Genomic DNA, 26,382 nt, shown 5'->3' with positions numbered 1-26,382 from the left:
GGTTTCAACCAATGCCGTCATCGGACTTCCTGTCGGCCCTGCGCGCCACGATCCTCGGCAACCCGGTTCAGCTGTGTGTCCTGGTGGCTCCGGCTGATGCCGGCGGATATCCGGATCTGGTACCCGGGCTGGATGTCGATGACATCGTGCACGTGTGCGGCGATGACGGAAGCGCAGAGCCCGGTCACGCGCTGGCCCAGGTGTGGGGATCCGGCATCCTGGCGAAACCGCTGGCACGCTACACCGTCTACGTTGACGGCGATGGCCTGGTGTATCGCCTCGAAGCCCACGCGCACCACATCTTGCTCGATGGTGGTGCAATCGGGATCGTCGAAGCCGACCTCGGACGTGCGCTCGCACAGGGTGACTCGCCCGAGGTCGGCTGTGGCGGCGACCTCCTGGCCGACATCGTCGCGGCGCACCGCCGGGAGTCGAGCCGTATCGACGAATCACGTGAGCGGCTCACCACCGCTGTGCAACGGGAGCTAACAGAGGCCACCGGCGGGAGCGGTCATGTACATCCTGCCGTCGAACATCCGGTAGCGGCAGCCCGGGGAACTCTGGCCGAGTCCGCGGTGATCTCCGGTGCGGACTACCACCACGTTCTCAACGTGGTCGAGCGTGAAAGCGTCCCGCTCAACGTACTTGTCGCGGCAGCGGCGACGGCAGTAGACGCGAGTGTTCGACAGCGGACCGAGGCCCTTCTGGTGCACGCGGTGGACAACCGCTTCGGCGCCCCTGATCTCGATGTCGCGACGTGCCTGGTCAACTCGGTGGCGCAGCCCGTTCGGTTTTCGGCATTCGCGTCGGTGGCGGACGTGGTGCGCACGGTGGATCGGGGTTACGTCAAAGCCGTAAGGCGCCGGTGGCTGCGTGAAGAGCACTACCGCCGAATGTATCTGGCGATCAATCGGACCACGTCGGTGGAAACACTGACGCTCAACTTTCTGCGCGAGCCCTGTGCACCTGAGTTGGCGCCCTTCTTGGCCGACGCACCGGTGACGACGCATATCGGCCCGGTCGAGGGGGTGACCGTGGCGGCTGTCCTCGACGAGCGACGACACACACTCACTCTGAACATCTGGAACCGAGCCGATCTGTCACGTCGGACCGTCGGTGTGGCGGACCGGATCGCGACCGCCCTGAAATCCATGTCGAGGATGTGGGATCTGCCCATTGCGATGACCGTCGATGAGTGGTGCGGGATTGCCGACGACGGGACACGGTGCTCGGTTGCACCGGTACCTGTCCGCAGCGGTCTGCCGGCACCCGCGTGGTTTCTGGATCGCCCCGAGGTCATCGACGAATGTCGTCAGCGTCGCCCCCGAGTCGATCCGTGGATTTCCTGGTTGCTCGAAATCCGCGCTAGGCCTGGTGATGTGGTGGTCTTCACCGACGACGACACCGACACGACCATCGACCTCCTGATCGCGTGTCACCTGGCCGGCTGTGGCTACAGCGCCTGCGACAGCAAGGATCAGCTGGGAGAGCGGGCACAAGGGATCGACGAATCCGGCAACGGTATGTCAGTGCATATCGTCGATGTCGACTCAGCGACCATCCCGCAACGCCTCGACGAGGACCATCGACGTCGGGTGAAGGCCCGCGTCGACGAGGCGATGACGGATCCGCACCTCGCCACCAGGACCGCCTACGTCATGCCCACGTCCGGATCGACCGGGGAACCCAAACTCGTGCACGTCAGCCACGGATCGCTGGCGGCGTTCTGCGTTGGGGCGGTACGTGCCTACGGTTGGGGCCCGCACGACACCATCGTGCAATGCGCACCGCTCACGTCGGATATCAGCGTCGAGGAAATCTTCGGTGCTGCCCTCAGCGGAGCGGCGTGCGTCCGTTCGGCCGCTCTGAAAGCCGGTGATCTGCAGGCACTTACCAGCGATCTGGTCGCATCCGGGGCCACCATTGTCGATCTGCCGACCGCGGTGTGGCATCTGTGGTGTGACGACGTCGACGCGATGTCCGTTGTCCGCGGCTCTGGGCTGCGGCAGATCGTGATCGGCGGTGAACCCATCCGCTCCGCCGCCGTCGACAAATGGATGAGTACGGTTGGTGCCGCACAGATCTCGTTGACATCGAGCTACGGCCCGACTGAGACCACCGTGGTGGTGACCTACCTGCCGATCATCCGTGACGGGCAGGTGATGGCACCTCACGCGCGCCTGCGACTGGGCCGGCCACTCGATGCGAACGCGGTGGTGATCGCGTTCGGCGAAGTCGTGGTGGTGGGGGAGGCGGTGGCCGACGGCTATCTCGGCGTGGACAGCGCCAGTTTCGGATTGGTCACCACTGCCGACGGCCGGCGGCTGCGCGCCTTTGCGACCGCCGATCGGGTAACGATCGACGGCGACGGATACCCGATCTTCGCGGGCCGTAAGGACGCCCTCGTCAAGATCTCCGGCAAGCGGGTCGACACCGCAGAGATCACCCGACGCATCGTGGCAGACCCGACGGTGGTCGATGTCGCCGTTGAGCTTCACAACGGCGGTCTGGGTGTCTGGTTCGAGACCCAGGGGACCCGCGACGGCGGCGAAGACCCCGCTGCGGCAGCACGTATCAGGAGCGTCCTGGTCGATTCGCGTGTCCCGTCGTTCGTCGTTTCGGGCGTCGCGCGCATTCCCAGAAAGCCCAACGGAAAAACCGACACGACCAGGCTGCGAACATCGGCCGTCTCGGGCGATGGCCTGCGAGTCGATGCCGACGCCGGAGAGCGGGCGGCCGGCCTGGCCGAAATATGGAGTGCTCACCTCGGTGCGTCGATCACGCCCGGCACTTCGCTGCTGTGCGAGGGCATCGGGTCGCTGGATCTTGTCCGCATCTTGCCCGATACGCGCAGGTATCTCGGTCGGCAGGTGTCGATTCTGGACCTGATCGGTGCCGATACCGCGGCGAACCTGGTGGCCGACATGTCGATTGCGGATGGCTGGATGGACAGCAGCACCGCTGCCGAGATCGAATGTGACTTGACCGCACTGTCCACGCGGCGCACCGGTGAGATGTCGAACCCACGGCGAGCATCAGCCCGTAGCGCAGAGCCCGTCCTGGTGTTGGGTGCGTCTGGAATTCTGGGCAGCGGATTCGCTGAGGCGATTCTGGAGCTGACACGATCAGGCGCGCCGCGTCCCGACATCGTGCTGGCCATGAGGTCAGCCACTCCCGATAACGGGGTCTGGACGGAGCTTCGCGGGACGCCGGGCGTGCGGATCGAACGCCTCGTCCCCGGTTTCGGTCCGGTCGAGTTGGGAAAGCTGATCCGCGAGACCGGCACCCGGACCCTCGTCAACTGCATCGGGAACACCAACGTGGTGGTTCCCTACCGTGAACTCCGTTCGGCCAATGTGGAATTGGTGGCGACCATGGCCGAGTCGTGCTCGGATTCGGGCGCCCGGCTGGTGCACCTGTCGACGTACGTCGTCAATGCGGACGTCAACGCACCACACGTGGTCGACCCGCGTCAGGCTCCGTACCCATACGCCGCCTCCAAGGCGCTCGCGGAACTGGCGGTGGCCGGGGCCGGCCGAGACCTCGATTTCACGGTGGTGCGCTTGCCCCGGGTCCTGGGGACAGCCGAACAGGTGCGGGGGTCCGCCGACATCCTGGTGTCCGTTGTGGATGCCTGCCATGCGCTACAGGCCTTTCCGGCGGTGGAGTTGACCGAGGAGGTGACGACCGGCCGCGCGGCGGCGGAGAGCATTCTTCGCAGGTTGCCGGACTTCGGTGGACCGGATGAGCTGGGATGCGGGATCGATGTGATGCGTGGGCAGTCAGTGGCGTACCGGGAATTGCTCGGCACGGTTGCCTGCGAAGAGGTCGCTATTCACGATTGGAAGGGTCGCTTGGATGAAAGTGATTGGGCGAAGGCCAATCCGCGTCGTTGGTCGGTGATCGACGCGTGGATCGGCTTGGGAATGACGCTCGACGGACGTTCCTACGCGGAATACCTTGCCGAGTTTCCGAGTCTTGCACTGGACATCGACTCGGTAGGCGAACTCGTGACGAGGCCGCCGTCGTTGCAGAATCTGCTCGCCGACGGATATTCGGGAACTCAACACGGTTGTCCAACGACCTATCAACCAGACGCCGTTAGACAGTGAGGGATGGCAGTGACAGACGTAGCCGCGCACCGTACCGAGACATCAGGTACCCGACGGATCCGACTCGACGTGACGGGAATGTCCTGCGGAGCGTGCTCGCGCCGGGTGGAGAACAAGCTGAACAAGATCGACGGAGTGCACGCCTCGGTGGCCATCTCCACCAAGATCGCTACCGTCGACGCCCGCCACGACATCAGCGTCGCCGACCTCTGCGAGGCCGTTGAACAGGCCGGTTACCACGCCGAAGAGCGCACCGCCGTCGATGACGATGAGACGCCTGCCGAGCCCGGTGGATCGCCTCAGACGAAGCCCTCGCTGGTGTCGAGGGCTATTCGCTGGGTGAGCGTCGGGCACATGGGCGGCTGAATAGCTGAGTATCCGCCGGGAACTGTCGAGGTGGCGCGAACGACCACTCTTATCGAGGACCGTTCGACCACTGAGGAGCCATGGGCCAGAATCCGTCGAAAGCCACCGATGAGAGCCCGACGTCACCGACGCCGGAGTCGTCGACCCAGCCCCCTGAGCGGACAGCGCACTACCGCGCGTTCTTGCTGCGCCTGCACTTCTACGCCGGGGTCTTCGTCGGTCCCTTCCTGCTGATCGCAGCCGTCAGTGGCGGGCTCTACGCCATCGCACCCACCATCGAGCAGTTCGCGTATCGCGATCACCTGCGAACGCACAGCAGCGGTGACATGCTGCCGGTCGCCGAACAGATTCGGGCCGCGCAGGCCGAACGGCCCGACCTCCCGGTGACCGCGGTACGTCCGGCGACCGGTCCCGGCGAGACCACTCGCGTGATGTTCGACGATCCGGCGTTGGGCGAGTCCGAACGCCACGCCGTGTTCATCGACCCGGTGACCGCGGCCTCACACGGGGACCTCACGGTCTACGGCAGCAGCGGTGCGCTGCCGCTGAGGACCTGGATCGATCAGTTGCACCGCAGCCTGCATCTCGGCGAACCGGGGCGGTTGTACAGCGAGCTCGCGGCGTCGTGGCTGTGGCTGATCGCGCTGGCCGGGGTCTTCCTGTGGTGGGGCAGATACCGGCGAATGTCGCGGCAAGGGGATCCGAAAGCCAGGCTGTTGACGCCGGAGCGCTCTGAGCCGGGCCGGACCCGGACGCTGAACTGGCATGGTGCAGTGGGGATCTGGATCGCCATCGGATTGCTGTTCCTGTCCGCGACCGGACTGACGTGGTCCCGGTTCGCCGGTGACAACATCACCGCTCTGCGCACCGCACTGTCATGGACGACGCCGACCGTGTCGACTGCCATCCACGGGGCGCCAGAAGTCGAAATGTCCGGCCACAAGGGCCATCACAGCGTCCCGGCTCCCGTCCCGGCTCCCGTCGCGGCGGACCAGACGGGCGCACACATGGTGGGCGAAATCGACCGGGTGCTGAAGGCTGCCCGCGACGCCGGTGTCGGCGGCAATGTCGAGGTCAGCGTTCCGGCCCGCGCCGATACCGCGTTCACCGTGGCGCAGACGCGACAGCCGTGGGTGATGTCGAACAACGCCGTGGCTGTCGACGGGGCGTCCGCAGCAGTCACCGACATCTCGTGGTTCGCCGACTGGCCCTTGGCGGCAAAGCTTTCCGCGTGGGGCATCCAGCTGCACATGGGATCGCTGTTCGGGGTTGCCAACCAGCTCGTGTTGTCGGGCCTCGCGGTCGCGTTGGTCACCGTGATCGTGCGGGGCTACCTGCTGTGGTGGCATCGCCGACCCACTGCCGGGGGCCGCCCCATGGGTAGTGCGCCACGCCGCGGCGTCCTCACGGGACTACCACCCGGTACCGCGGTGGCCGTGGTCCTCGTGGTGGCCGCGGTCGGCTGGTTCGTCCCGATGCTGGGTGCGAGCCTGATCGCCTTCGTGGCCGTCGACGTCCTGGTGGGGTGGCGGCAACACCGCCTGCGGCGTCGGTTGCCCTAACCGGTCAGGTCGTCCTGCTGGGCCGCCGCAATCAGGTCTTCGCGGGCGCGTGCCACCCGCGAACGGATGGTGCCGACGGGGCAGCCGCACACCTCGGCTGCTTCCGCATACGACAAGCCGAGGACCTGCGTCAGCAGGAGAGCGTGGCGCCGGTCGGGGTCCAGTCCGTCCAGCAGGAGGCGGATCTCCACCATCTTCTCGAAGCCGCCCACCGGGCGGTAGCTTTCGAGGACCTGCTCGACATCGACCCCGTGCTGGGTGCGGGGCCGGGCCTGCTTGTGCCGAATCTGGTCGACCACCACGCGCCGGGCGATCGACAGCAGCCAGGTACGGGCCGATGACCGGCCACTGAACCGGGGCAGCGCGGACATCGCGCGAATGAAAGTCTCTTGCGTCAGGTCATCGGCCGATCCGGCGTCACCCAGGTAGGCGACGGTTCGCCACACGTCGGTCTGGGTGGCCCGGATGAATTGCTCGAGCGCCGCCGAATCGCCGCGGCCGGCGGCGAAAGCCAGCCGCGTAACCTGGTCCTCGCCGCGTTCGGTAGTCACAGCCATCGACATTATTCGATGCCGCCCGGGAACTCAGCATTGGGCGGGGCCGACTATCTAGATGGTGACGTATGCCACCGGTGTGGTGAATGAGCAATTGGGAGTGGTGGTGACAACAGCAACTGTCCCTGACGAAGACGTGACCCAGCGCATTGCGCTCGATGTCTCGGGAATGTCGTGTGGGGCCTGCGCTGCCCGCGTGGAGAACAAACTCAACAAGGTCGACGGGGTACGCGCGTCAGTGAATTTCGCCACACGCGTCGCCACTGTGGAGGCCACCCCGGACATCGACGTCGAGCAATTGTGTGCGGTGATCGAGCGAGCCGGATACCAGGCGGCCCCCCGTGCCGAGCGCTCCGCGCCCGACGTCGATCCCGACGCCGACCACGCCCGCAGCCTGCTCCGGCGCCTCGCCGTGGCGGCCGTGTTGTTCATCCCCCTCGCGGACCTGTCGGTGATGTTTGCCGTCGTCCCCGACACCCGGTTCGCCGGATGGCAGTGGGTGCTCACCGCGTTGGCGGCGCCGATCGTGACGTGGGCCGCATGGCCGTTCCACCGCAGCGCGCTGCGCAATGCCAGGCACGGAACCTCGACCATGGAGACCTTGATCTCCATCGGCGTCACCGCGGCCACCGTCTGGTCGATGTACACGATCTTCTTCGATCACCAGACCTACCACGCTTCGGGTATCTGGCAGGCGCTACTCGGCAGCGATGCGATCTACCTCGAGGTTGCCGCGGGCGTCACGGTTTTCGTGCTTGCCGGTCGTTACTTCGAGGCCCGGGCACGTTCGCGCGCCGGGGGAGCGCTGCGGGCGCTTGCGGCACTCGGCGCCAAGTCGGTGACGGTGCTGCTTGCCGACGGCACCGAGCTCGTGCTGCCCGCAGACGAACTCAAGGAGGGGCAGCGTTTCGTCGTGCGTCCCGGTGAGGCCATCGCCGCCGACGGCCTCGTGGTGAGCGGGGCGGCCGCAGTCGACGTCAGCGCGATGACCGGAGAGTCGAAACCGGTACAGACACACGAAGGTTCAAGTGTCGTCGGTGGCACCGTGGTCCTCGATGGCCGCTTGATCGTCGAGGCCGCCGCGGTCGGACCCGACACCCGGTTCGCCGGGATGGTCCGCCTGGTGGAGCAGGCGCAGGCGCAGAAGGCCGACGCGCAGCGACTGGCCGACCGCATCGCCGCAGTGTTCGTGCCGTGTGTGCTCGTGATCGCGGCGGCCACCGCCATCGGCTGGCTGTTGGTCGATGGTGACGTCAACCGAGCGGTTTCGGCCGCCCTGGCCGTGCTGGTGATCGCCTGCCCCTGCGCGCTGGGGTTGGCGACCCCGACGGCGATGATGGTGGCATCGGGCCGCGGCGCTCAGCTGGGCATCTTCCTCAAGGGCCACCGCGCCCTGGAGGCGATCCGCGCCGTCGACACCGTCGTGTTCGACAAGACCGGCACCCTGACCACCGGACAGCCTCAGGTCATCTCCGTCGTCGCGGCCGACGGCTGGAACGAGGACGAGGTTCTCGCACATGCGGCGGCGGTCGAGTCGGCGTCCGAGCATCCGGTTGCCCATGCGATCGTCAGCACCCGCGCGGGCCGTGACATCGCCGAGGTCGACGACTTCCAAGCGTTCGCCGGCCACGGTGTCTCCGGTTCCGTGGGCGGTATCGCCGTGGCAGTCGGGCGTCCCGCCTGGGTGACGCGGGACCGGGTGGTGCCCGCCAATCTTGCGGCCGCCCGCAAGCTCGGCGAATCACGCGGCCAGACAGTGGTGTTCGTCGCCTGTGGCGATACCGTCTGCGGTGCCATCTGTGTTGCCGACGCCGTCAAGGACTCGGCGGCCGGTGCCATCGCAGAACTCCATGCCGAGGGCATGAAAACCATGCTGTTGACGGGAGACAACGCCGCGACCGCCGCCGCGATCGGCGCGGCCGTGGGCATCGACGATGTGGTTGCCGAGGTACTGCCGGAGGACAAGGTCGGCGCGATCGAGAAGTTGCGCGAGCAGGGCCGGGTGGTGGCCATGGTCGGCGACGGGATCAACGACGGTCCCGCGTTGGCTTGTGCTGACCTGGGCCTGGCCATCGGCCGGGGCACCGACGTGGCGATCGGTGCGGCCGACATCATCCTCGTGCGTGACAACCTCGATTCGGTTCCGCAGGCGTTGGGCCTGGCCCGGGCGACGATGCGGACCATCAGGGTAAACATGATCTGGGCCTTCGGGTACAACATCGCGGCCATTCCGATCGCCGCGGCAGGTCTGCTGAACCCGTTGATCGCCGGCGCGGCGATGGCGGTGTCATCTTTCCTGGTCGTGTCGAACAGCCTGCGGTTACGCAATTACGGGACGGTGCAACCGAACACGTTCGGTGATGCTCAGTTGCCGGCCGCGCGCATATCTGGCTGAGACGAGGCCAGTGGGGCCAGGCACACACCCAGCCATCCTGCGGTCAACGCCGCAACGGTGAGCGTGCCCAGTGCCGCCGGAATCCAGGAAGCGGTATGTGCGGTGTGATGCCACCAGAACGCCCCGGCCCCGTCCACGGTGGCGAGAGCGGACGCACACATCGCCATACAGCACCATCGAAATCGGCGACGCAGCAGAGCGAATGCCGATACCGATGCCGCGAAAGCAAATAGCGAGAAAGCCACCAGTGATATCCAGTGCCCGTTGCGCGTGACGCCGGCAGGTGCGTCGCCGGTCGCCCGCAGTGTCACGGCCAGCACCGCCAAGGCTGCGGCAAGTGCGGCCAGGGCGCGGGCGCGCGTGGCGCTGATCCAGACGTCTTCGAATACCCGGCGTTCAATAGCCCGCAGTTCGGTCTCGACAGTGCCGGTGCTCTGCCTCGAAGTCACCGAGATACCTCGCTCATCAATGTATTTGACCGCCTGACATCGACCGTTGGGGAGTCCATTGATTGGTCGGGAACACGACGGGATTAGTTCCGTTGCGACCTGATCAGCAACCCTTGGGCGTAATCTCACATGCATGACCAGCAATGAAACAGCCGAGTCGACGAAGTGCGACAACCCGAACTGTACGTGCGAAAACTGTACCTGCGGCAGCAACTGCAGCTGCGGTTCCGACACCGCCGAATAACCTAGCCATTGCCGCCATCCGGGCCGGATCGGTCTGGACGCGCGTCACCGACGGTTGCGTGCGAGCTCGCTGAGCATCGCGTTGTAGGCGTCGAGTTCGTCGTCGTACCCGCGATCGCTGTGGCGGTCCTCCCGCGCTCCCGCTCGGCGGTCTTGGCGTGCCCATTGGGTCACCAGGGCGATCACCACGATGATCACCGGCAGCTCGCTCGAACCCCACGCGATGGCGCCACCCATGTGTTGGTCGTCCGAAATGCTCTGCAGCCAAGGAAGGTTGACGGATCTGTAGAAGCTCTCGCCCAGGGATGACGTCATCGTCATCGTGGCGATGCCGAAGAAGGCGTGGAACGGCATCACGGCGAACAGCAGTCCGAGCCGCCCTAGGAAGGGGAGCCGCCGAGGTCCGGGATCGATGCCGATGATTCCCCAGTAGTACAGGTAGCCGGTCAGCAGGAAGTGCACGCTCATGAACTCGTGGCCCCAGTGATACCGGATCAAGGTGTCGAACAAGGGCGTGAAGTAGACGAGGTACAGCGACCCGACGAACAACATGAACGCCGTCACCGGGTGGGACAGGAATCGCGTCACCGGGGCGTGCACGAACCACACCAGCCACTCGCGGGGCCCAGGTGCCTCGCCTTTCGGCGCGGTGGGCAGCACACGTAGCGCGAGCGTGACGGGGGCGCCGAGCACCAGGAGCACCGGGACGAACATGTTCAGCGCCATGTGCTCACCCATGTGCACGCTGAACATCGCCGATCCGTAGGCACGCACTCCGGAACTGGTGGTGACCAGCAGGGCCGCGCAACCCAGGGACCAGGCAATCGTGCGTCCGAGCGGCCAGTGGTCACCACGTCGCCGAAGCAGCGCCACAGCGACGAGATAGCACAGCGCGAACACGATGGCCGCCGTTCCGATCAGCGGATCGAAACGCCACACGGTGAGCAGGCTGGCCGGACTCGGGGGTGCATCGAGCTGGTAGCCCAAAAAGACGTCCCACGTGGAGAACTCATGGACGGTGAACCGGGGCGGCACACTGCTCGCGGCGAGCGCCACCGCCGCGGTGACGACGATCATCCCGGCCGCAGACACAGTGTTGACCAGGCGCGAAGGCGTACTGCGCGTCAGCAGGAGTGCGCCGTCGCCAACCCACACCAGCACCAACAGCACCCCAGCGACCACCACGGCCCGCCCGTAGGCCGACTCCAGGATCGGCAATCCGCCCAACATCAGCGTGGCAAGGAGGGCGCCGTAAATGATGGCGACCGACCCGCATGCCAGCTGCAGCGCTTGGGTCCGGCGTCGAACTACTACGTCCTGCAATCCGGCGGAGGCGACTTTCGTCCCGGCCCATACCGCGATTGCCACGCAGAAGACGATCACGGCGCTCGTAGCGATGTCATGGTCCGGCCCCTGCCCGGCGTTCCCGGTCACCGGTACTGCCACCACTCCGACCAGGGCCGGCAGCAGGGCGACGCAATGTCCGATCCAGCGGAGCGTGAAACGCACGCCGACGGCCAAGATCAGCGCGCACAGCGCCGCCACGCACCACCCACGTGCACTCTCTGACGCGGCGATGGCGCTGCCGAGGCCAGGACTGCTGATGAGCCGGCCGATCGGGATTCCCGCATCGGCCGACGCGGAGACGACCACCATTGCAGTGGCGCAGCAGGCCCACACGACAGCGACGCGTTCGACAAGGACGTGCGCAGAAAAGGACTGTGCGTCGATTCGCCCGTCGTCTCGAGGTGTCGCGGTCGTCACAATCCAGACAAGCACTCCGGTGCACACTGCGGCCGCCAAGGTCGCTGCCCAGTGTCCGAGGAGCCGAGCCGCGCTGGTGGCCGTTCCCGGGTCAGCGATTCCCGCGGCCGCCAACCGCTGTGCACCCAGCTGCACGGCACACATGAACAGCACCGCAGTGCAGGCTGCGACAGTGGCAACCAGCGTCAGGCGTGCCCGCCGCACGCCGGCGGCAACGGGCATACGCACACGCGCCATAGTCGGACCGGCCTTCCGCCGCGAAAATGAACGAAACGTCGCGGCCATGCGAGTCTACGACAATGCGTCGTAGCGCTGGCGGGTGCGGGAACTCTGGCGCCGCCTCCTGCGACCAAAGGAGGATGGCCTCGCCCGACGACCCTCGCAGACAGGACCTGGAATGATCGCCGATCTTGCACTTCGTTGGGTGGTGACGGTGTTGTTCGCCCTGAGTGCGGTTGAGTGCACCTACGCCTTGGTGGGCTCTCGTGGCCGCCTTAACGCTGCGGTGAGCCAGTTACTCCACCTGGCAATGGCCGTCGCGATGATGGTGATGGCCTGGCCCCGGGGAGCTGAGCTGCCCACACTCGGCCCGATGTTCTTCTTCCTGGCTGCCGGTCTGTGGTTCCTGGTGTCCTTGCTGAGGTCAGCTTCATCTGAGGCCCGCCTGCTCAACGGCTACAACGCCGTGATGATGGTGGCGATGGTCTGGATGTATGCAGTCATGAACGGCAACGTGCTTCCGCGCCATGGCGAAACGATCGCCGCGGGCAGCCATGACATGGATGCGATGCACATGACCGGACACGATGCCGGTGGCCCGGCGATGGCCATGGAACACGCCTCACTGCAACCACTTTGGATCCCTGCCGTCAACTGGCTGGTGACGATCGGTTTCGTGATCGCCGCGACCGTATGGCTGTACCGCTACTTCGCGGCACGTCAGCAGTCGGAGACGTCGCCGTTCTCACATTTCGGCACGCTGTGCCGGGCGATGATGGCCGCCGGCATGGCGATCATGTTCGGCGTCATGTCGTAGTGGCTCACGCGGCGGGGTCGTCGGCCGCCCGCAGATGACGCCGCCTGGACGCCGTCGGGCCCGGCTCATCGTCTCCACGTGCCCTGGGCGACGGGTCGCGCGGTCGTTGTGTGCGCGAGGCCCACACGGAGACGATCGCGGCCAGCGCCACCGGCACATGACTCACTACCCGGACCGGGGTTACCTGTCCCACGAGCGCATCTGACACGACGTAGTAAGCGAGGAATCCGCAGTAGATCACCAGCACGCAGGCGAGTCCGGGCGCGATGCGACGGCGGAAGGCCATGGCGATCGTCGCGATTCCCAATGCTGCCGACCACGCCGTGGACTCGTTGAGCAGGTGGGCTCCGCTGGCCGACCCGTGGTGCGCGGCAACCATCCCGAAATTCGTGCCTGCCGCTTGCGCGACCGCCAATCCGACCTGGACAGTTCCGATGACGACGATTGCCGTGGTCATCACGCGTTGACTCAACCGCTGCCACAGCTCGGTCAGGGCGCTCGTCCTGCGACCAGGCGTGTGCACTGTGCCGATCAATCCGGTGTTGGCCAGATCGCGCAGTTGCAGGGCTTGGACTCCGGCCCGGTCATACCAGGTGGTGCAGTCCGGGCAATCACGCAGATGCTCGTCGACGCGCGCAGAGGGGACGGGCTCACGCTCCCCGTCCAGGCGCGCCGAAAGCGCCTCTCGTGCCACCACGCATTCCACCGGGCCATTCTCCCGCATTGACCTCTGACATTGCACACCCGCTCGCACCCGCGTCCGACGCGCCCGCGGCGACCCCTACGCGGTCGGGGAGTACGGCAGATTGCTGCTGGTCTGAGAGTCGACATGCACCGGCCTGCCCACATAGGGGAAAGCGCGTTGCGGGCAGGCCGGGCGGTCGCAGATCCGGCAGCCCGCACCGATGGGGACGGTGGCCTCCGGGTCGGTGAGGTCGATGCCCACCGAGTAGACGAGCTTGTCGGCATGGGTGAGGTCGCACCCGAGTCCGATGGCGAAACTCTTGGGAGTACCCAGGTACCGGCTCGGTGCCGAGGCCGAGGTTCTCGCGACCCAGAAGTAGCTGCGGCCGTCCGGCATCTGGGCGACCTGAGTCAGGAACTCGCCAGGACGGGAGAACGCCTGGTGCACCACCCACAGCGGGCAGTTTCCACCCACCCGGGAGAAGTGAAAAGCTGTGGCGGACTGGCGCTTCGAGATGTTTCCGGCACTGTCGGTGCGGACGAAGATGAACGGGATGCCGCGCGCGTCCGGCCGCTGCAGGGTCGACAGCCGGTGGCAGATGGTTTCGAATCCCACCTCGAATCGCCGGGCCAGCTGGTCGATGTCATAGCGAAGCTCGTCGGCGGCAGACAGGAACATCCGGTAGGGGAGCAGCAGGGCGCCGGCGAAGTAGTTGGCCAACCCGATGCGGGCGACATCCCTTGCCTCCGGGCTCAATTGATCGTCGGTCGCGACAATGGAATTGATCAGCTCGGAATGCAGCAGCAAGGCGATCTGGGTGGCGAGCTGGAATGCACGCTGGCCGGCCAACAGCCATCGTGCGACATGCAGCGTCCCGGCCTCGGGCTGGTACCGCCGTTTCACGCTGGAACCCAGCACATCTCCGTCGTCGACCACGACCGCGATGCCGAACTCAGTGGACAACAGGTCGGCCAATTGCCGGTCCAGGCCGCCGATCTGCAGTCGGTGTCGGGTGAACATCTCCTCCGCGGCGCGGTCGAGTGCGTCGATGTAGTTGCGGCGGTCGTAGAAGAAATCACGCACTTCCTCGAACGGCATCGGCTGCTGTGTGCCGGCCTGCGAGTCCAGGTTGGCCCGCCCGTGCACGGCCTCCAGCTCGGCGGTGGCGTCGTGCAACCGGCGGTGCATGCTCACCATGGTCTGGCCGACCTCGGGCATGCGGGCGACGAGCTCTTCGATCTGCGCGGTCGTGGCCGGGCTGTCCGCCAGGATCTCGCGCAGATCCGAGACCAGGCGGGCGTCGGTGTCCGGTGCGAAGTACTGCGTCGGGAGATCGAAGCGATCGGCCAGGGCCAACAACACCGGGACCGTGATCGGCCGCTGGTCGTTCTCGAGTTGGTTGACGTAGCTGGTCGACAGTCCCAGCGCACGCGCCAGTGCGACCTGTGTCAGGCCTCTCTCGTCACGTAGCCGTCTCAGCCGGGCGCCGGCGAATGTCTTCGTCACCGCTGCCGAGACTACGCCGATTCGGTTTCGCAACATTCGCAAAACTGCCCATCAAAGGACACAAAAATACGCATTTACAGGTGGTTCCGTTGTTGATCGCATCTGCGTACCGTGCGGATCATGCTGGAACACAACGTCAGAACACGGCGCAGCGCCGAGGACTTCCCGCGCAGCGAGCACTTGGCTTGGAGGATCGCCGAGATCGCCGCCGACCCGATTGCGGTGCCGACCGAGACCGAGGCGATGGTGATCAACCGCATCATCGACAATGCGGCGGTATCGGCCGCGTCGGTGATCCGGCGGCCGGTGACGGTCGCGCGAGCGCAGGCGCTCGCCCACAGGACGCCGCGGGGTGCCACTGTGTTCGGAGTCCACGGCACGGTCTCACCCGAATGGGCGGCGTGGGCCAACGGTGTCGCTGTCCGCGAACTGGACTTCCACGACACCTTCCTGGCCGCCGAGTACTCGCACCCGGGTGACAACATCCCCGCTCTGGTCGCGGTGGCGCAGCAGCTCGGCGTGAGTGGCGCCGACCTGATCCGCGGCGTCGCCACCGCGTACGAGGTGCAGGTCGACCTGGTCAAGGGAATCTGCCTACACCAGCACAAGATCGACCATGTCGCCCACCTGGGCCCATCGGTCGCCGCCGGTTTGGGCACGATGCTGCGGCTCGATCCCGAAACCATTTATGCCGCAATCGGTCAGGCGCTGCACCTGACCACTGCCACCCGCCAGTCGCGGAAGGGGCTGATCTCCAGTTGGAAGGCGTTCGCGCCGGCGTGGGCGGGCAAGGTCGCGATCGAGGCCGTCGACCGGGCGATGCGCGGCGAGGGGTCGCCCGCCCCGGTCTGGGAGGGCGAGGACGGGGTGATCGCCTGGCTGCTGTCGGGCCCGAACCACACCTACCGGGTTCCGCTACCGGCCCCGGGAGAGCCCAAGCGCGCCATCCTGGACACCTACACAAAGGAACATTCGGCGGAGTACCAGAGCCAGGCGCCGATCGACCTGGCCCGCCGGATGCGTGAGCGCATCGGAGATCTGGACCAGATCGCCACCGTCGTGCTGCACACCAGCAACCACACTCACGTCGTGATCGGCACCGGATCCAACGACCCGCAGAAATTCGATCCCGACGCGTCCCGCGAAACGCTCGACCACTCGGTGATGTACATCTTCGCCGTCGCGCTGCAGGACGGAACATGGCACCACGAACGGTCGTACGCGCCCGAGCGGGCGCACCGGCCCGACACCATCGAGCTGTGGCGCAAGATCTCCACGGTCGAGGACCCGGAGTGGACCCGGCGCTATCACTCGAACGACCCGAACGAGAAGGCCTTCGGCGCTAAGGCCGTCGTCACCCTCAAGAGCGGTGAGACCATCGTCGATGAACTCGCGGTCGCCGATGCCCACCCGCTGGGGGCACGCCCGTTCGAACGCGAACAGTACGTCGCCAAGTTCGCCGAGCTGGCCGAGGGGGTTGTGGAAACCGAAGAGCAGCAGCGGTTTCTGACTGCGGTCGAGAACGTTTCGGCGACCAAGGCGGGTGGCCTCGGTGCGCTCAATGTCCGCGTCGATCCGCGGGTATTGGACGAGGCGCCGACGATTCCCTCTGGGATCTTCCGATGAGCGCTTGCGGGTTGCTCGGCTCTGACGTCCCGGCATCGGAGAAGCGCCGAAAGTTCCGCCGCGGGTTGGAGTCCGGTCGGCTCCTGCGCTTTCCTGGTGCGTTCTCCCCGCTGGTGGCCAAACTCGTCGCCGAGATCGGCTTCGACGGCGTCTACGTATCCGGCGCGGTGCTCTCCGCCGATCTGGGCCTGCCCGATATCGGGTTGACGACGCTGACCGAGGTGACTGGACGCGGCGCCCAGATCGCCTCGGCCAGCGATCTTCCGACCCTCATCGATGCCGACACCGGTTTCGGCGAACCGATGAGTGCGGCGCGCACCGTCACACTGCTCGAAGACGCGGGGCTGGCCGGGCTTCACCTGGAAGATCAGGTGAATCCCAAGCGGTGCGGGCATCTCGACGGGAAGGCCGTGGTCGAGACGGCCGAGATGGTCAAGCGACTGCGTGCCGCTGTCTCGGCGCGTCGTGATCCCAACTTCATCATCTGCGCCCGTACCGATGCCGCGGGGATCGAGGGGATTCCCGCGGCGATCGACCGGGCCAAGGCTTACGCCGACGCCGGCGCGGATCTGATCTTCACCGAGGCCCTGCACACCCCGGCGGATTTCGAACAGTTCCGGGCGGCGGTCGATGTTCCGTTGCTGGCCAACATGACCGAGTTCGGCAAGTCCGAGCTGCTGACGACTCAGCAGTTGTCCGAGATCGGCTACAACATGGTGATCTACCCGGTGACCACGCTGCGCCTGGCGATGTACGCCGTCGAAGTCGGCCTGCGCGAAATAAACACGGCGGGAACACAATCCGGTCTCCTCGATCAGATGCAGCACCGAAGCAGGCTGTACGAGCTCCTGCGCTACAACGCCTACAACCAGTTCGACTCGGATATCTACAATTTCTCGCTGCAAGGGGCGACACCATGACCATTACCGCCAAGGACGCAGTCCAGCCGAGTATCCACAAGGGCCTGGCCGGCGTGGTGGTCGACACCACTGCGATCTCCAAGGTTGTCCCGGAGACCAACTCACTGACCTACCGGGGTTACGCCGTTCAGGATCTGGCCGCGCACTGCAGCTTCGAGCAGGTCGCCTACCTGCTGTGGCACGGGGAACTCCCCACCGATCAGGAGCTGGCTCTGTTCACCCAGCGTGAGCGGGCTTCCCGCCGCATCGACCGCTCGATGCAGTCACTGCTGGCCAAGCTTCCCGACAACTGTCATCCGATGGACGTGGTACGTACCGCGATCAGCTACCTGGGCGCCGAAGACCCGGAAGAGGACGACAGCACCCCCTCGGCCAACTTCGCCAAGTCGTTGCGAATGTTCGCGGTGTTGCCGACCATCGTTGCGGCCGATATGCGGCGGCGTCGGGGGCTGGAACCGATCGCCCCGCACAGCCATATGAGCTACTCGGAGAACTTCCTCAACATGTGCTTCGGCGAGGTACCGAACCCGGTGATCGTCAACGCTTTCGAGCAGTCGATGGTCCTCTACGCCGAGCACAGCTTCAACGCCTCCACGTTCGCGGCGCGCGTGGTCACCTCGACGCAGTCCGATATCTACAGCGCGGTGACGGCGGCGATCGGTGCGCTGAAGGGCTCACTGCACGGCGGCGCCAACGAGGCCGTGATGCATGACATGCTCGAGATCGGCAGCGCCGGGGATGCCGCGGAATGGTTGCACGGAAAACTGTCCCGCAAGGACAAGGTGATGGGATTCGGGCACCGCGTCTACAAGAACGGCGATTCCCGGGTACCCACCATGAAAGCGGCCCTGCACCAGGTTGCGGCTGTGCGTGACGGGCAGCGGTGGCTCGACATCTACGACCGCCTCGAACAGAACATGCTCGCCGCCACCGGGATCAAGCCCAACCTGGATTTTCCGACCGGGCCGGCCTATTACCTGATGGGCTTCGACATCCCCAGCTTCACACCGCTTTTCGTGATGAGCCGGATCACTGGCTGGACGGCGCACATCATGGAGCAGGCCGCGTCCAACGCGCTTATCCGCCCGCTCAGCGAATACAGCGGGCGCGCGCAGCGGACCTTGGCGTAGCGATACGCGGGATCCGAAACGAAACAGCGGTCGATCGGGCTCTGTCGACTTGGCTGTGATGAGCCGGCGGCGGGGAAACCCGACGGCAACCACCCTGGCTGTTTCACAGCGTTGTTCGCCGAGGTGGTTCGCCTGCACTGAGCGGCGCCTGTCGCCAGGGGCGAATGTGGCCGTTGTGTTCTGAAGGCGTGTGTGCATTGCTGAGGGTGCGAAAACCCCTGTTGTTATGTGCTTTTGAAGTTCGCGTCGAATATTGACGGCCGCTGTGGGCGGTCGATGACGGGGCGCATCCGCCGAAAAGGAACGCCCCACCACCAAGAAATCATTGGTTAGGCTCCCCTCGCTGGTCGAAGGAGGCCGCGGGTTTTGCGTGGCGCGCACAGTGACGTGGCGCCCCGGCCTGCGCCCGAGACAGGGGGATGGGGCTTTGACGTGTGATGAAGTGCTGCAGCGCAGCGTAACTGGTGTTTTCGGTCCTCGAACGCGGTGCGCGTGACGAACGTACCGACGCGGGTGCTACCACGGGAACTCAAGAACATTTCCGATGCTGTACGGCGCACGCCAGGACCGCCGAAGCCGCAACTGTTGCGGCCGAGCAAGATTCGGGTGGCCACCGATGGCGACGCCGCCATGATCGCCGAGTGGATGAACCGGCCGCACCTGGCCAGGGCCTGGGAATATGACTGGCCGGTTGAGTGCTGGCGCGAACACCTGAAAGCTCAGGTGGAGGGCGATTATTCACTGCCGCTCGTGCTGAGCATCGGCGGGGTGGATCGCGGCTACCTCGAAATCTACCGCGCAGCCAAAGATTCCATTGCTGACCGGTATGACAGTGAGCCCCACGATCTCGGGTTGCACGGGGCGATTGCCGACGAGGAATTGGTCAACCGGGGTCTCGGCCCGATGCTGCTACCCAAGATCGTCGCCAGTGTCCTGGCCGCGGACCCCGACTGTGAACGGATCATGTTCGACCCGGACCACCGCAACACCACGGTGCGCGGATTATGCGAATTCACCGGTTGCCGGTTCCTCGGCGAGCACGAGATGTCCAACCGCAGGATGGCGCTCTACCAACTCGACCGGGCCACCGCCCGGAAATGGATGGCCTGAGTCCAGGCTTGCCGATCCGGCTGGCTACCAGTCGGTTTCAATGCAATCAACCGATCCCGTACCGGAAACGAAAGGTGAGGTTGGGTCTCGTCGACCAGCCGATACAGCAAATATGACCGCTACCGATTCATCCGCAACGCCCGCTGTGACCGACGGGCTGGTCTCCCTCCTGCGTGACGATCTCGAACTACCATGTCAATCACTCAGTCCCAGTACACGTCTTGTCGATGACCTCGGGATGGATTCGGTCTCGTTCGCCGTCGGTCTGGTGACGATCGAGGAGAAGTTCGGTGTGCAGCTCAGCGAGGAAGACCTCATCACCTGCCGCACGGTGGGCGATCTGCAGTCGGTGATCGACCGCAGGAGCGCAGCATGAACCCGCTCGCCGGCGCCCTGCGGGAGGCGATGGCCGGCTCACCGCACGACCTGGTGGTCCTGGACCGAGACACCGAAACCTGGCAGCGCCGCCCGTGGCCCGAGGTACACGGGACCGCCGAGCACATCGCGGCCTACCTGCTGGGACGCGACCACCCCGGCGCGGTGGGGCTGGTCGGCGAACCGACGGTGGAACTGATTGCCGCCATTCAGGGTTCGTGGCTGGCGGGTGCGGGGGTGTCGATCTTGCCGCGGCCGCAGCGCGGCGCCGAGCCGTCGGAGTGGGCGCGAGCCACGTTGTCCCGGTTCAGCAGCATCGGTGTGACAACGGTGTTCAGCTACGGCATTACCCTGCAGCTGCTGCGGGAGGCGGGCTCTCCGCTGACGGTGTGCGATGTCGGAGACGCCGCACGCACACCGACCTCGACGCAACTGCGGTATCCCGACACCGCAGACGTGGCCATCCTGCAGGGCACAGCGGGATCCACCGGTACACCGCGTACCGCGGTGTTGCCGCCGGAGGCCGTACTCAACAACATTCTGGCCGCCACCCAGCGATTGTCCCTGGGCCGCAACGATGTCGGCTGTTCCTGGTTGCCGATCTACCACGACATGGGCCTGGCGATGGTGCTGGCGTCGACGATGTCCGGTATGCCGCTGTGGCTTGCGCCGACGGGCGCCTTCTCAGCTTCCCCGCTGCGCTGGGCCGAATGGCTGTCCGAATCGTCGGCGACCTTCACTGCGGGGCCGAATTTCGGATACTCGGTGCTCGGCCGGTTCGCCAACCGTGTCTCCGACGTCGACCTCGGTTCGGTGCGGATCGCGATCAACGGGGGTGAGCCCGTCGACTGTGCCGGTGTCGATCGATTTGCCATCGGCATGAGCAGGTTCGGTTTCGACGCCGCGGCAATGGCGCCCTCCTACGGGATGGCCGAGTCGACGTGCGCGGTGACGATTCCCGCACCCGGCGAAGGACTGCGCATCGATATTCCAGACGCCACGGACACCGGCCGGCGCTATGCGTTGCTCGGGCGTCCGGTGCCCGGCATGGAGATTCGTATCGTCCCGTCTGCGCACGACGAGACGGGTGCGTCGGGCGAGGTCGAGATCCGTGGCTCGTCGATGATGACGTCCTACCTGGGGGATGCACCCATCGATGCGGGCGGCAACGGCCAGTGGTTCCCGACGGGCGACATCGGCTACCTGGTCGACGGTGCGCTGGTGATCTGCGGGCGCTCCAAGGAGATCATCACGATCGCCGGACGCAATATCTTTCCCACCGAGATCGAGCAGGTGGTGGGCGAGGTGGACGGCGTCCGTGAAGGAGCGGTTGTGGCTGTCGGCTCGGAATCCGGCGCCGCGCAATCGCGGCTTCTTGTCGCCGCGGAATTCATCGGCACCGAGCAGGACGCCACCCGGAGCGCGGTGATCCGGCGCATTGTGTCGGTGTGCGGAGTCACCCCTGCGGAGGTCGTGCTGATGTCGCCGGGATCGCTGCCACGCACATCGTCAGGCAAGCTCAGGCGACTGGACGTCCGTCGTCAACTGGAAGCCGCGCGGTAGTCGTCTCGCAGGTGCGATGAGTTTTACCCTCGTCCCGAGTCAAATCAGCATCCATTGACGAATCACCGGGAGAGAACACGTGGCCCAACTGCTCAAAGTCCAGAACTTCAATGTCTCCAGCGACGGTTTCGGGGCCGGCGAGAACCAGAGCTTTGAGCGTCCGTTCGGTCATGCCGACCCGGGGGAGATATTCGCCTGGGCCGGCGCCACGGCAAGTTGGCCCAACCGCACCGACCCGGGTGGAAGTCGTGGCCTCGACGACTACCTGGTCCGCGATTTCCACAACAACATCGGTGCCGAGATCATGGGTCGCAACAAGTTCAGCCCGCACCGCGGCCCGTGGCAGGATCACCCCGACTGGCAGGGCTGGTGGGGTGAGGTGCCGCCGTTCCACACCCCGGTGTTCGTGATGACCCATTACGAGCGACCGTCGTTCAGCCTGTCCGACACCACGTTCCACTTCGTCGACGCCGACCCGGCGACCGTGCTCGAGCAGGCCCGGGTTGCGGCGCAGGGCAAGGACGTGCGGTTGGGCGGGGGAGCGAGCACCATCCGGGAGTTCCTGGACGCCGACCTGATCGACACCCTGCACGTGGCGGTGTCGCCGGCCGAGTTGGGCAGCGGGTCTCGCCTCTGGGAATCACCCGATGAGTTGAACGACCGGTTCCACCACGACGTCGTGCCCAGCCCCGGCGGCCGGGTCACCCACCACCTGTTCTGGCGACGCTGACGCCCCGCGAGCGCGGGGGCGTCAATCGCGGCAACGCACCCCGCGCTCGAAGGTGCGAATGACGGCAGGAGCCGCCGCGTGCTGCGGCATCAGGCCGTTCTTTGAGTCCTGGCAGGCCCACATCACCAGACCGTAGAGCGCATGCTCGAGCCACTGCGTGCTCGATTCGGGATCGAACACACCCTCGGCCTGGCCGCGTTCGATCAGGCTGGTCAGGTAGCTGTTGTCAGGCACCGCCTCGGGTGGCAGGCCGCGGACAACGGTGGGGTCGTCGAAGAGGAACAGCAGCCGGTTACCGACCGAGATCATCGCGTTGATGACGCGCCGCATCGCCTCGATCGCGCAGCCGTCCTCAGGTGCCGCGGCGGCCACGGCGGCGGTCAGGACCTGCACCGAGTCGAGAATCGTCGCGTTGATCAGGCTTTCCCGGTCCGGAAAATAGCGGTGCACCGTGGTGCGGCCGACCCCGGCCGCCTTGGCGATATCGGGCAAGGTCGCGGTCCGGTCGTCAGCCAGAACTGCGGCGGCGGCCTCGATGATCGCACCACGGGTACGCGCCTGGGTGCCCGAGAGCTCGCCTGTGCTCATGCGCAGATGATAGCGACGCAGTCTCCCAGCGAACCTTCGATCACGGTCTCGCGACCGGTATCGGCGCGGTCCGGTCCGAGAGGAAACGCGCCGGACGCTGGCGCACGGGCAGCGGCCACCAGAACCAGCGGCCGAGGATCGCAGCAATCGTCGGTGTCATGAGCGAGCGAACGACGAGAGTGTCGAACAGCAGGCCCAGGCCGATGGTGGTGCCGCCCTGTCCGATGGCGATCAGATCACTGGTCGCCATCGAGGCCATCGTGAACGCGAACACCAGGCCGGCCGCGGTGACCACGCCGCCGGTGGCGCCCATGGCCCGGATGATGCCGGTATTGATGCCCGCGCTGACCTCTTCCTTCATCCGCGAGACCACCAGCAGGTTGTAGTCCGATCCGACCGCCAGCAGGATGATGACGGAGAACGCCAGTGTCATCCAGTGCAGATCGATTCCGAACAGGTACTGCCACACCAGAACCGACAGGCCGAACGATGCCGCCAGGGACAGGATCACGGTGCCGACGATGACAAACGATGCGATCAGGGCGCGGGTGATCAACAGCATCACGATGAAGATCAACGTGATCGCGCCGCAGGCCGAGATCAGCAGATCCCACTGGGCGCCGACCTGGATGTCCTTGTAGGTGGCCGCGGTGCCGCCGAGGTAGATCTTGGCGTCGGCCAGCGGTGTCGTCTTGATCGCCTCGCGTGCCGTCTTCAGGAGCGGGTCGACGTGCGAAATACCTTCGGAGGTAGCCGGATCCACGTCGTGGGTGATGATGAACTGTGCCGCCTGACCGTCCGGCGAGACCATCAGATCCAGCCCACGCTTGAAGTCCGGGTTGTCGAACGCCTCCGGCGGCAGGTAGAACGAATCGTCGTTGCGGGCGTCGTCGAACGCCTGGCCCATCACGGACGCGGTGTCGGTCATCTTGCCGATCTGGTCGACCAGCCCGTTGAACGTGCTGAACATCGTCTTCATCGTGCCCTGCATCGACTTCGAGATGGCGATCATCGGCGGCAGTTGCGCCACCAACTGAGGCATCAGCTGATCCATCTCGTTCATGTTCTTCACCGAATCCGCGAGGGTTTCGGTCATGGTGTCGATGCCGTCGAGCCCGTCGAACAGCGAGCGCATGGACTGGCACATAGGGATGTCGTAGCAGTGCGGTTCCCAGTACAGGTAGTTCCGCATCGGCCGCATGAAATCGTCGAAATCAGCCATGTGATCCCGCATTTCGTTGGTGCTCGCCTGCATGGCGTTCATGCTTCCGGTGAGCTCGTGGGTGATGCCGGTCATCCGGTTCATCAGGCCCAGCATGTTCTCCATGATCCCGATCATCCGGCCCAGATCATCGGTGAGCGTATTCATGTCGCCCATCCGCTCCCGCAGGAACTGCAGGTTCTCGGTCATCGACACCGACTGCATACTCACCTGGAAGGGCACCGAGCTGTGCGCGATGGGACGGCCCAGCGGGCGGGTGATGCTCTGCACACGGGCGACGCCGGACACCCGGATCAGCTCCCTGGCGATCTTGTCCAGCACGATCATGTCGGCCGGGTTGCGCAGATCCCGTCCCGCATCCACGAGCAGCAGATCGGGATTCATTCGAGCGGCCGTGAAATGGCGTTCGGCGGCGGCATATCCGACGTTGGACGGCAGATCCTTGGGGATGTAGAGCCGCTCGTTGTACGAGGTCTTGTAGCCGGGCAGGGCCAGCAGTCCGACGAGCGCGACGGCGATGGCCGCGGCGAGAATCGGAACCGGCCAACGCACCACAGAGGTACCGAGCCGACGCCAACCGCGCGAACGGATCTCGCGCTTGGCATCGAGCAAGCCGAACCGACTGCCGACCACCAGCATCGCCGGCGCAAGTGTGAGTGAGGCGAGCACCACGACGGACATGCCGATGGCGCTCGGCACACCCATCGAACTGAAGTAGTTCAACCGGGTGAAGTGCAGACAGAGCATGGCGCCGGCAACCGTGAGACCGGAGCCGAGGATGACGTGCCCGACACCGTGAAATGCGGTGTAGTAGGCGTCTTCTCGTTCCTGGCCCTTCTGCCGGGCCTCTTGGTATCGGCCGACGAGGAAGATGGCATAGTCGGTTCCGGCCGCGATGGCCAATGAGGTCAGCAAGCTCACCGAGAACGTCGACAAGCCGAGCAGACCGGCGTGGCCGACCGCGGCCACCACACCGCGCGCCGCCGACATCTCCAGCAGGACCACGATGAGCATCAGCAACATGGTGGCGATCGACCGGTAGACGACGATCAGCATCACCGCGATCACGGCGATCGTGACGAAGGTGATCTTGATCATGCTCTTGTCGCCGGCCTCGTTCATGTCCGTGGTGAGCGGACCTTGGCCGGTGACATAGGCTTTCACGCCCGCTGGCGGGTGCGAGTCGTCGATGATCTTGCGGACTGCGGCAACCGATTCGTTGGCCAGCGTCTCGCCCTGGTTGCCGGCGAGGTTGACCTGAACGTAAGCGGCCTTGCCGTCGGTGCTCTGGGAGCCCGCCGCGGTGATCAGGTCGCCCCAGTAGTTCTGTACGTGCTGAACGTGTTCGGTGTCGGCCTGCAGCGTGCGGACCAGCTCGTCGTAATAGTGATGGGCTTCGGTGCCCAGGGACTCGTCGCCCTCCAGCACCACCATCGCGATCGTGTCCGAGTCGAATTGATCGAAGCGCTCGCCGATCTTCTTCATCGCCACCAGTGCCGGCGCGTCCTGCGGTGACAGCGAGACGGCGTGCTCGTGGCCGACGACTTCGAGTTGCGGGACAAGGGCGTTCAGGACGATGACGAGGACGACCCACGCCAGGATGATGGGGATCGACGCGACGCGGATGACGCGGGCGATGCCCTTGTGTTCAGGGGTGGCGGCGTGGTTACTCATGCGGCCTTGTCCAAGCAGAAGGCCTGGGCGTTGTGCTGATTCACGGTCTGCTCATCACGGACGTCGCCGTTGACGATGATCCGGCAGGTGATCACGTCGCTGTCTCCTTGTGCAACCACATTCGCGAACACCGTCGGCAAGGTGGTGACCACCTCGTGCCGCCAGGGCAGCGAGCTGAAACTCTCGGTGTGCGGTTGGGCGTCGGCATCCAGGAAGCTGACGTGCCCACTGGTCCCACTCGGGCCCTCGATCTCGTAGACGACGCGCTTGGGGTTGAACTCCACGATGTCGTCGCCGGCGGACTGGCCCGGATCGGTGTTGATGTGGGTCCCGAAGATCCCGTGCATCCGGTTCATCGCGAACCCGCTGACCGCAAGGGCCGCCACCAATACCAGGGGAATCCAGAAGCGCCTTGCAAGCCCAAACAGGGAAGTCACGGCAAAATCCACCTCTCCGATTCGGCGCATGCCGACGGAAACCCCATCCGACCGCATTTTGATCGGCTGAACGTAACAGGCCCTTAGTGGATCGACAACGTTCCATTAAGGAATGTTGATCTTCCTCACAGTTACTTCCCAAACGGAATTTTTAGCCCCCCACGACGCAGTCTGCAGCGCACACGTTCTTCGGGATCTGGTTCCAGCGAACAAGATTGGGCCTCGAAGTCTGCTGCCCTGGAAACGCGCCGACGCTGTTCGCGGTTTGCCGCCGCAATCGCGTGGGCGCACATCTCTCGATTCCGCCATTGGCCGGCGGCGGCTTGTGCTGACTT

General features: G+C 65.6%; 20 protein-coding genes. 12 read left to right on the top strand and 8 right to left on the bottom strand.

Annotated features, from left to right (window positions below; all coding sequences use genetic code 11):
- The first annotated feature begins 11 nt into the window (after positions 1-11).
- From AB0I14_RS30355 to AB0I14_RS30345, 3 genes are all read left to right on the top strand, one after another.
- Positions 12-4,112: an AMP-binding protein gene (locus tag AB0I14_RS30355; protein WP_358030095.1), complete on the top strand. Its 4,101-nt coding sequence runs from the start codon at positions 12-14 to the stop codon at positions 4,110-4,112.
- 3 nt (positions 4,113-4,115) lie between these two features.
- Positions 4,116-4,478, top strand: coding sequence for a heavy metal-associated domain-containing protein (locus tag AB0I14_RS30350; RefSeq protein WP_358030091.1), 363 nt, complete (start codon positions 4,116-4,118; stop codon positions 4,476-4,478).
- Positions 4,479-4,558: 80 nt separating this feature from the next.
- The gene (locus AB0I14_RS30345) at positions 4,559-6,040 is read left to right on the top strand and encodes a PepSY domain-containing protein (RefSeq protein WP_358030089.1); all 1,482 of its coding nucleotides are present in this window, start codon (positions 4,559-4,561) and stop codon (positions 6,038-6,040) included.
- Here AB0I14_RS30345 and sigC read toward each other — a convergent pair.
- Positions 6,037-6,597 carry an RNA polymerase sigma factor SigC gene (gene sigC / locus AB0I14_RS30340; RefSeq protein ID WP_358030087.1) on the bottom strand — a complete coding sequence of 187 codons (561 nt, stop codon included), beginning with the start codon at positions 6,595-6,597 and terminating at the stop codon, positions 6,037-6,039. The two genes, AB0I14_RS30345 and sigC, sit on opposite strands and share 4 nt — an antisense overlap.
- Positions 6,598-6,697: 100 nt before the next feature.
- On the opposite strand from sigC, the gene AB0I14_RS30335 reads away from it, so the two are divergent.
- Complete coding sequence (locus AB0I14_RS30335) at positions 6,698-8,989, top strand: cation-translocating P-type ATPase (RefSeq protein WP_358030267.1); 2,292 nt, start codon at positions 6,698-6,700, stop codon at positions 8,987-8,989.
- Here the strand turns inward: AB0I14_RS30335 and AB0I14_RS30330 are convergent.
- The gene (locus AB0I14_RS30330; protein ID WP_358030085.1) at positions 8,959-9,438 is read right to left on the bottom strand and encodes a hypothetical protein; all 480 of its coding nucleotides are present in this window, start codon (positions 9,436-9,438) and stop codon (positions 8,959-8,961) included. The genes AB0I14_RS30335 and AB0I14_RS30330 overlap by 31 nt on opposite strands.
- 288 nt (positions 9,439-9,726) lie before the next feature.
- Positions 9,727-11,667: a cytochrome c oxidase assembly protein gene (locus AB0I14_RS30325; protein ID WP_358030264.1), complete on the bottom strand. Its 1,941-nt coding sequence runs from the start codon at positions 11,665-11,667 to the stop codon at positions 9,727-9,729.
- Positions 11,668-11,842: 175 nt separating this feature from the next.
- On the opposite strand from AB0I14_RS30325, the gene AB0I14_RS30320 reads away from it, so the two are divergent.
- Positions 11,843-12,481: a DUF5134 domain-containing protein gene (locus AB0I14_RS30320; protein WP_358030082.1), complete on the top strand. Its 639-nt coding sequence runs from the start codon at positions 11,843-11,845 to the stop codon at positions 12,479-12,481.
- A 4-nt stretch (positions 12,482-12,485) separates the two neighbouring features.
- Here AB0I14_RS30320 and AB0I14_RS30315 read toward each other — a convergent pair whose 3' ends face one another.
- Both AB0I14_RS30315 and AB0I14_RS30310 read right to left on the bottom strand, forming a co-directional pair.
- Entirely contained in the window at positions 12,486-13,178 is a 693-nt protein-coding gene (locus AB0I14_RS30315) for a zf-HC2 domain-containing protein (RefSeq protein WP_358030080.1), read from the bottom strand.
- Between the two features lie 84 nt (positions 13,179-13,262).
- Positions 13,263-14,708, bottom strand: coding sequence for a short-chain fatty acyl-CoA regulator family protein (locus tag AB0I14_RS30310; protein WP_358030077.1), 1,446 nt, complete (start codon positions 14,706-14,708; stop codon positions 13,263-13,265).
- Positions 14,709-14,792: 84 nt separating this feature from the next.
- Between AB0I14_RS30310 and prpD the strand changes: the two genes are divergently transcribed.
- The 7 genes from prpD to AB0I14_RS30275 all read left to right on the top strand — a co-directional run bounded on the left by prpD (position 14,793) and on the right by AB0I14_RS30275 (position 22,126).
- Positions 14,793-16,298: a 2-methylcitrate dehydratase PrpD gene (prpD, locus tag AB0I14_RS30305; RefSeq protein WP_358030075.1), complete on the top strand. Its 1,506-nt coding sequence runs from the start codon at positions 14,793-14,795 to the stop codon at positions 16,296-16,298.
- Entirely contained in the window at positions 16,295-17,218 is a 924-nt protein-coding gene (gene prpB, locus AB0I14_RS30300; RefSeq protein WP_358030072.1) for a methylisocitrate lyase, read from the top strand. The genes prpD and prpB overlap by 4 nt, the downstream gene beginning before the upstream one ends.
- Positions 17,215-18,348: a bifunctional 2-methylcitrate synthase/citrate synthase gene (locus AB0I14_RS30295; protein ID WP_358030070.1), complete on the top strand. Its 1,134-nt coding sequence runs from the start codon at positions 17,215-17,217 to the stop codon at positions 18,346-18,348. Before prpB ends, AB0I14_RS30295 begins: the two co-directional genes overlap by 4 nt.
- Before the next feature lie 513 nt (positions 18,349-18,861).
- On the top strand, positions 18,862-19,458 hold the full coding sequence (locus AB0I14_RS30290; RefSeq protein ID WP_358030261.1) for a GNAT family N-acetyltransferase: 597 nt from the start codon (positions 18,862-18,864) through the stop codon (positions 19,456-19,458).
- A 40-nt stretch (positions 19,459-19,498) separates the two neighbouring features.
- On the top strand, positions 19,499-19,834 hold the full coding sequence (locus AB0I14_RS30285) for an acyl carrier protein (RefSeq protein WP_358030068.1): 336 nt from the start codon (positions 19,499-19,501) through the stop codon (positions 19,832-19,834).
- Positions 19,831-21,396 carry a long-chain-fatty acid--ACP ligase MbtM gene (mbtM, locus tag AB0I14_RS30280; RefSeq protein ID WP_358030065.1) on the top strand — a complete coding sequence of 522 codons (1,566 nt, stop codon included), beginning with the start codon at positions 19,831-19,833 and terminating at the stop codon, positions 21,394-21,396. The genes AB0I14_RS30285 and mbtM overlap by 4 nt, the downstream gene beginning before the upstream one ends.
- 79 nt (positions 21,397-21,475) lie before the next feature.
- On the top strand, positions 21,476-22,126 hold the full coding sequence (locus AB0I14_RS30275; protein ID WP_358030063.1) for a dihydrofolate reductase family protein: 651 nt from the start codon (positions 21,476-21,478) through the stop codon (positions 22,124-22,126).
- A 21-nt stretch (positions 22,127-22,147) separates the two neighbouring features.
- On the opposite strand, the gene AB0I14_RS30270 is transcribed toward AB0I14_RS30275, so the two are convergent.
- From AB0I14_RS30270 to AB0I14_RS30260, 3 genes are read right to left on the bottom strand one after another with little or no spacing between them, the layout of a single operon-like run.
- Positions 22,148-22,714: a TetR/AcrR family transcriptional regulator gene (locus AB0I14_RS30270; RefSeq protein WP_358030060.1), complete on the bottom strand. Its 567-nt coding sequence runs from the start codon at positions 22,712-22,714 to the stop codon at positions 22,148-22,150.
- 40 nt (positions 22,715-22,754) lie between these two features.
- Entirely contained in the window at positions 22,755-25,610 is a 2,856-nt protein-coding gene (locus AB0I14_RS30265; protein WP_358030058.1) for an MMPL family transporter, read from the bottom strand.
- Positions 25,607-26,077, bottom strand: a complete 471-nt coding sequence (locus tag AB0I14_RS30260) for an MmpS family transport accessory protein (protein WP_358030055.1) — start codon at positions 26,075-26,077, stop codon at positions 25,607-25,609. Before AB0I14_RS30260 ends, AB0I14_RS30265 begins: the two co-directional genes overlap by 4 nt.
- Positions 26,078-26,382 lie beyond the last annotated feature (305 nt).

It is taken from the genome of Mycobacterium sp. NPDC050441 (assembly GCF_040655355.1).
Taxonomy (GTDB): Bacteria; Actinomycetota; Actinomycetes; order Mycobacteriales; family Mycobacteriaceae; genus Mycobacterium.
Note: the sequence above shows the minus strand (reverse complement) of the source record. Positions and strands in the feature narration are given on the sequence as shown.

What these genes read in the sequence shown, in the direction of transcription:
- AB0I14_RS30320 (WP_358030082.1), top strand. Translation starts at nt 11,843, where the DNA reads ATGATCGCCGATCTTGCACTTCGTTGGGTGGTGACGGTGTTGTTCGCC.
- AB0I14_RS30355 (WP_358030095.1), top strand. Translation starts at nt 12, where the DNA reads ATGCCGTCATCGGACTTCCTGTCGGCCCTGCGCGCCACGATCCTCGGC.
- sigC (WP_358030087.1), bottom strand. Translation starts at nt 6,597, where the DNA reads ATGGCTGTGACTACCGAACGCGGCGAGGACCAGGTTACGCGGCTGGCT.
- AB0I14_RS30345 (WP_358030089.1), top strand. Translation starts at nt 4,559, where the DNA reads ATGGGCCAGAATCCGTCGAAAGCCACCGATGAGAGCCCGACGTCACCG.
- AB0I14_RS30295 (WP_358030070.1), top strand. Translation starts at nt 17,215, where the DNA reads ATGACCATTACCGCCAAGGACGCAGTCCAGCCGAGTATCCACAAGGGC.
- AB0I14_RS30260 (WP_358030055.1), bottom strand. Translation starts at nt 26,077, where the DNA reads ATGCGCCGAATCGGAGAGGTGGATTTTGCCGTGACTTCCCTGTTTGGG.
- AB0I14_RS30265 (WP_358030058.1), bottom strand. Translation starts at nt 25,610, where the DNA reads ATGAGTAACCACGCCGCCACCCCTGAACACAAGGGCATCGCCCGCGTC.
- mbtM (WP_358030065.1), top strand. Translation starts at nt 19,831, where the DNA reads ATGAACCCGCTCGCCGGCGCCCTGCGGGAGGCGATGGCCGGCTCACCG.
- prpD (WP_358030075.1), top strand. Translation starts at nt 14,793, where the DNA reads ATGCTGGAACACAACGTCAGAACACGGCGCAGCGCCGAGGACTTCCCG.
- AB0I14_RS30325 (WP_358030264.1), bottom strand. Translation starts at nt 11,667, where the DNA reads ATGCCCGTTGCCGCCGGCGTGCGGCGGGCACGCCTGACGCTGGTTGCC.
- AB0I14_RS30350 (WP_358030091.1), top strand. Translation starts at nt 4,116, where the DNA reads ATGGCAGTGACAGACGTAGCCGCGCACCGTACCGAGACATCAGGTACC.
- AB0I14_RS30285 (WP_358030068.1), top strand. Translation starts at nt 19,499, where the DNA reads ATGCAATCAACCGATCCCGTACCGGAAACGAAAGGTGAGGTTGGGTCT.
- AB0I14_RS30310 (WP_358030077.1), bottom strand. Translation starts at nt 14,708, where the DNA reads ATGTTGCGAAACCGAATCGGCGTAGTCTCGGCAGCGGTGACGAAGACA.
- AB0I14_RS30270 (WP_358030060.1), bottom strand. Translation starts at nt 22,714, where the DNA reads ATGAGCACAGGCGAGCTCTCGGGCACCCAGGCGCGTACCCGTGGTGCG.
- prpB (WP_358030072.1), top strand. Translation starts at nt 16,295, where the DNA reads ATGAGCGCTTGCGGGTTGCTCGGCTCTGACGTCCCGGCATCGGAGAAG.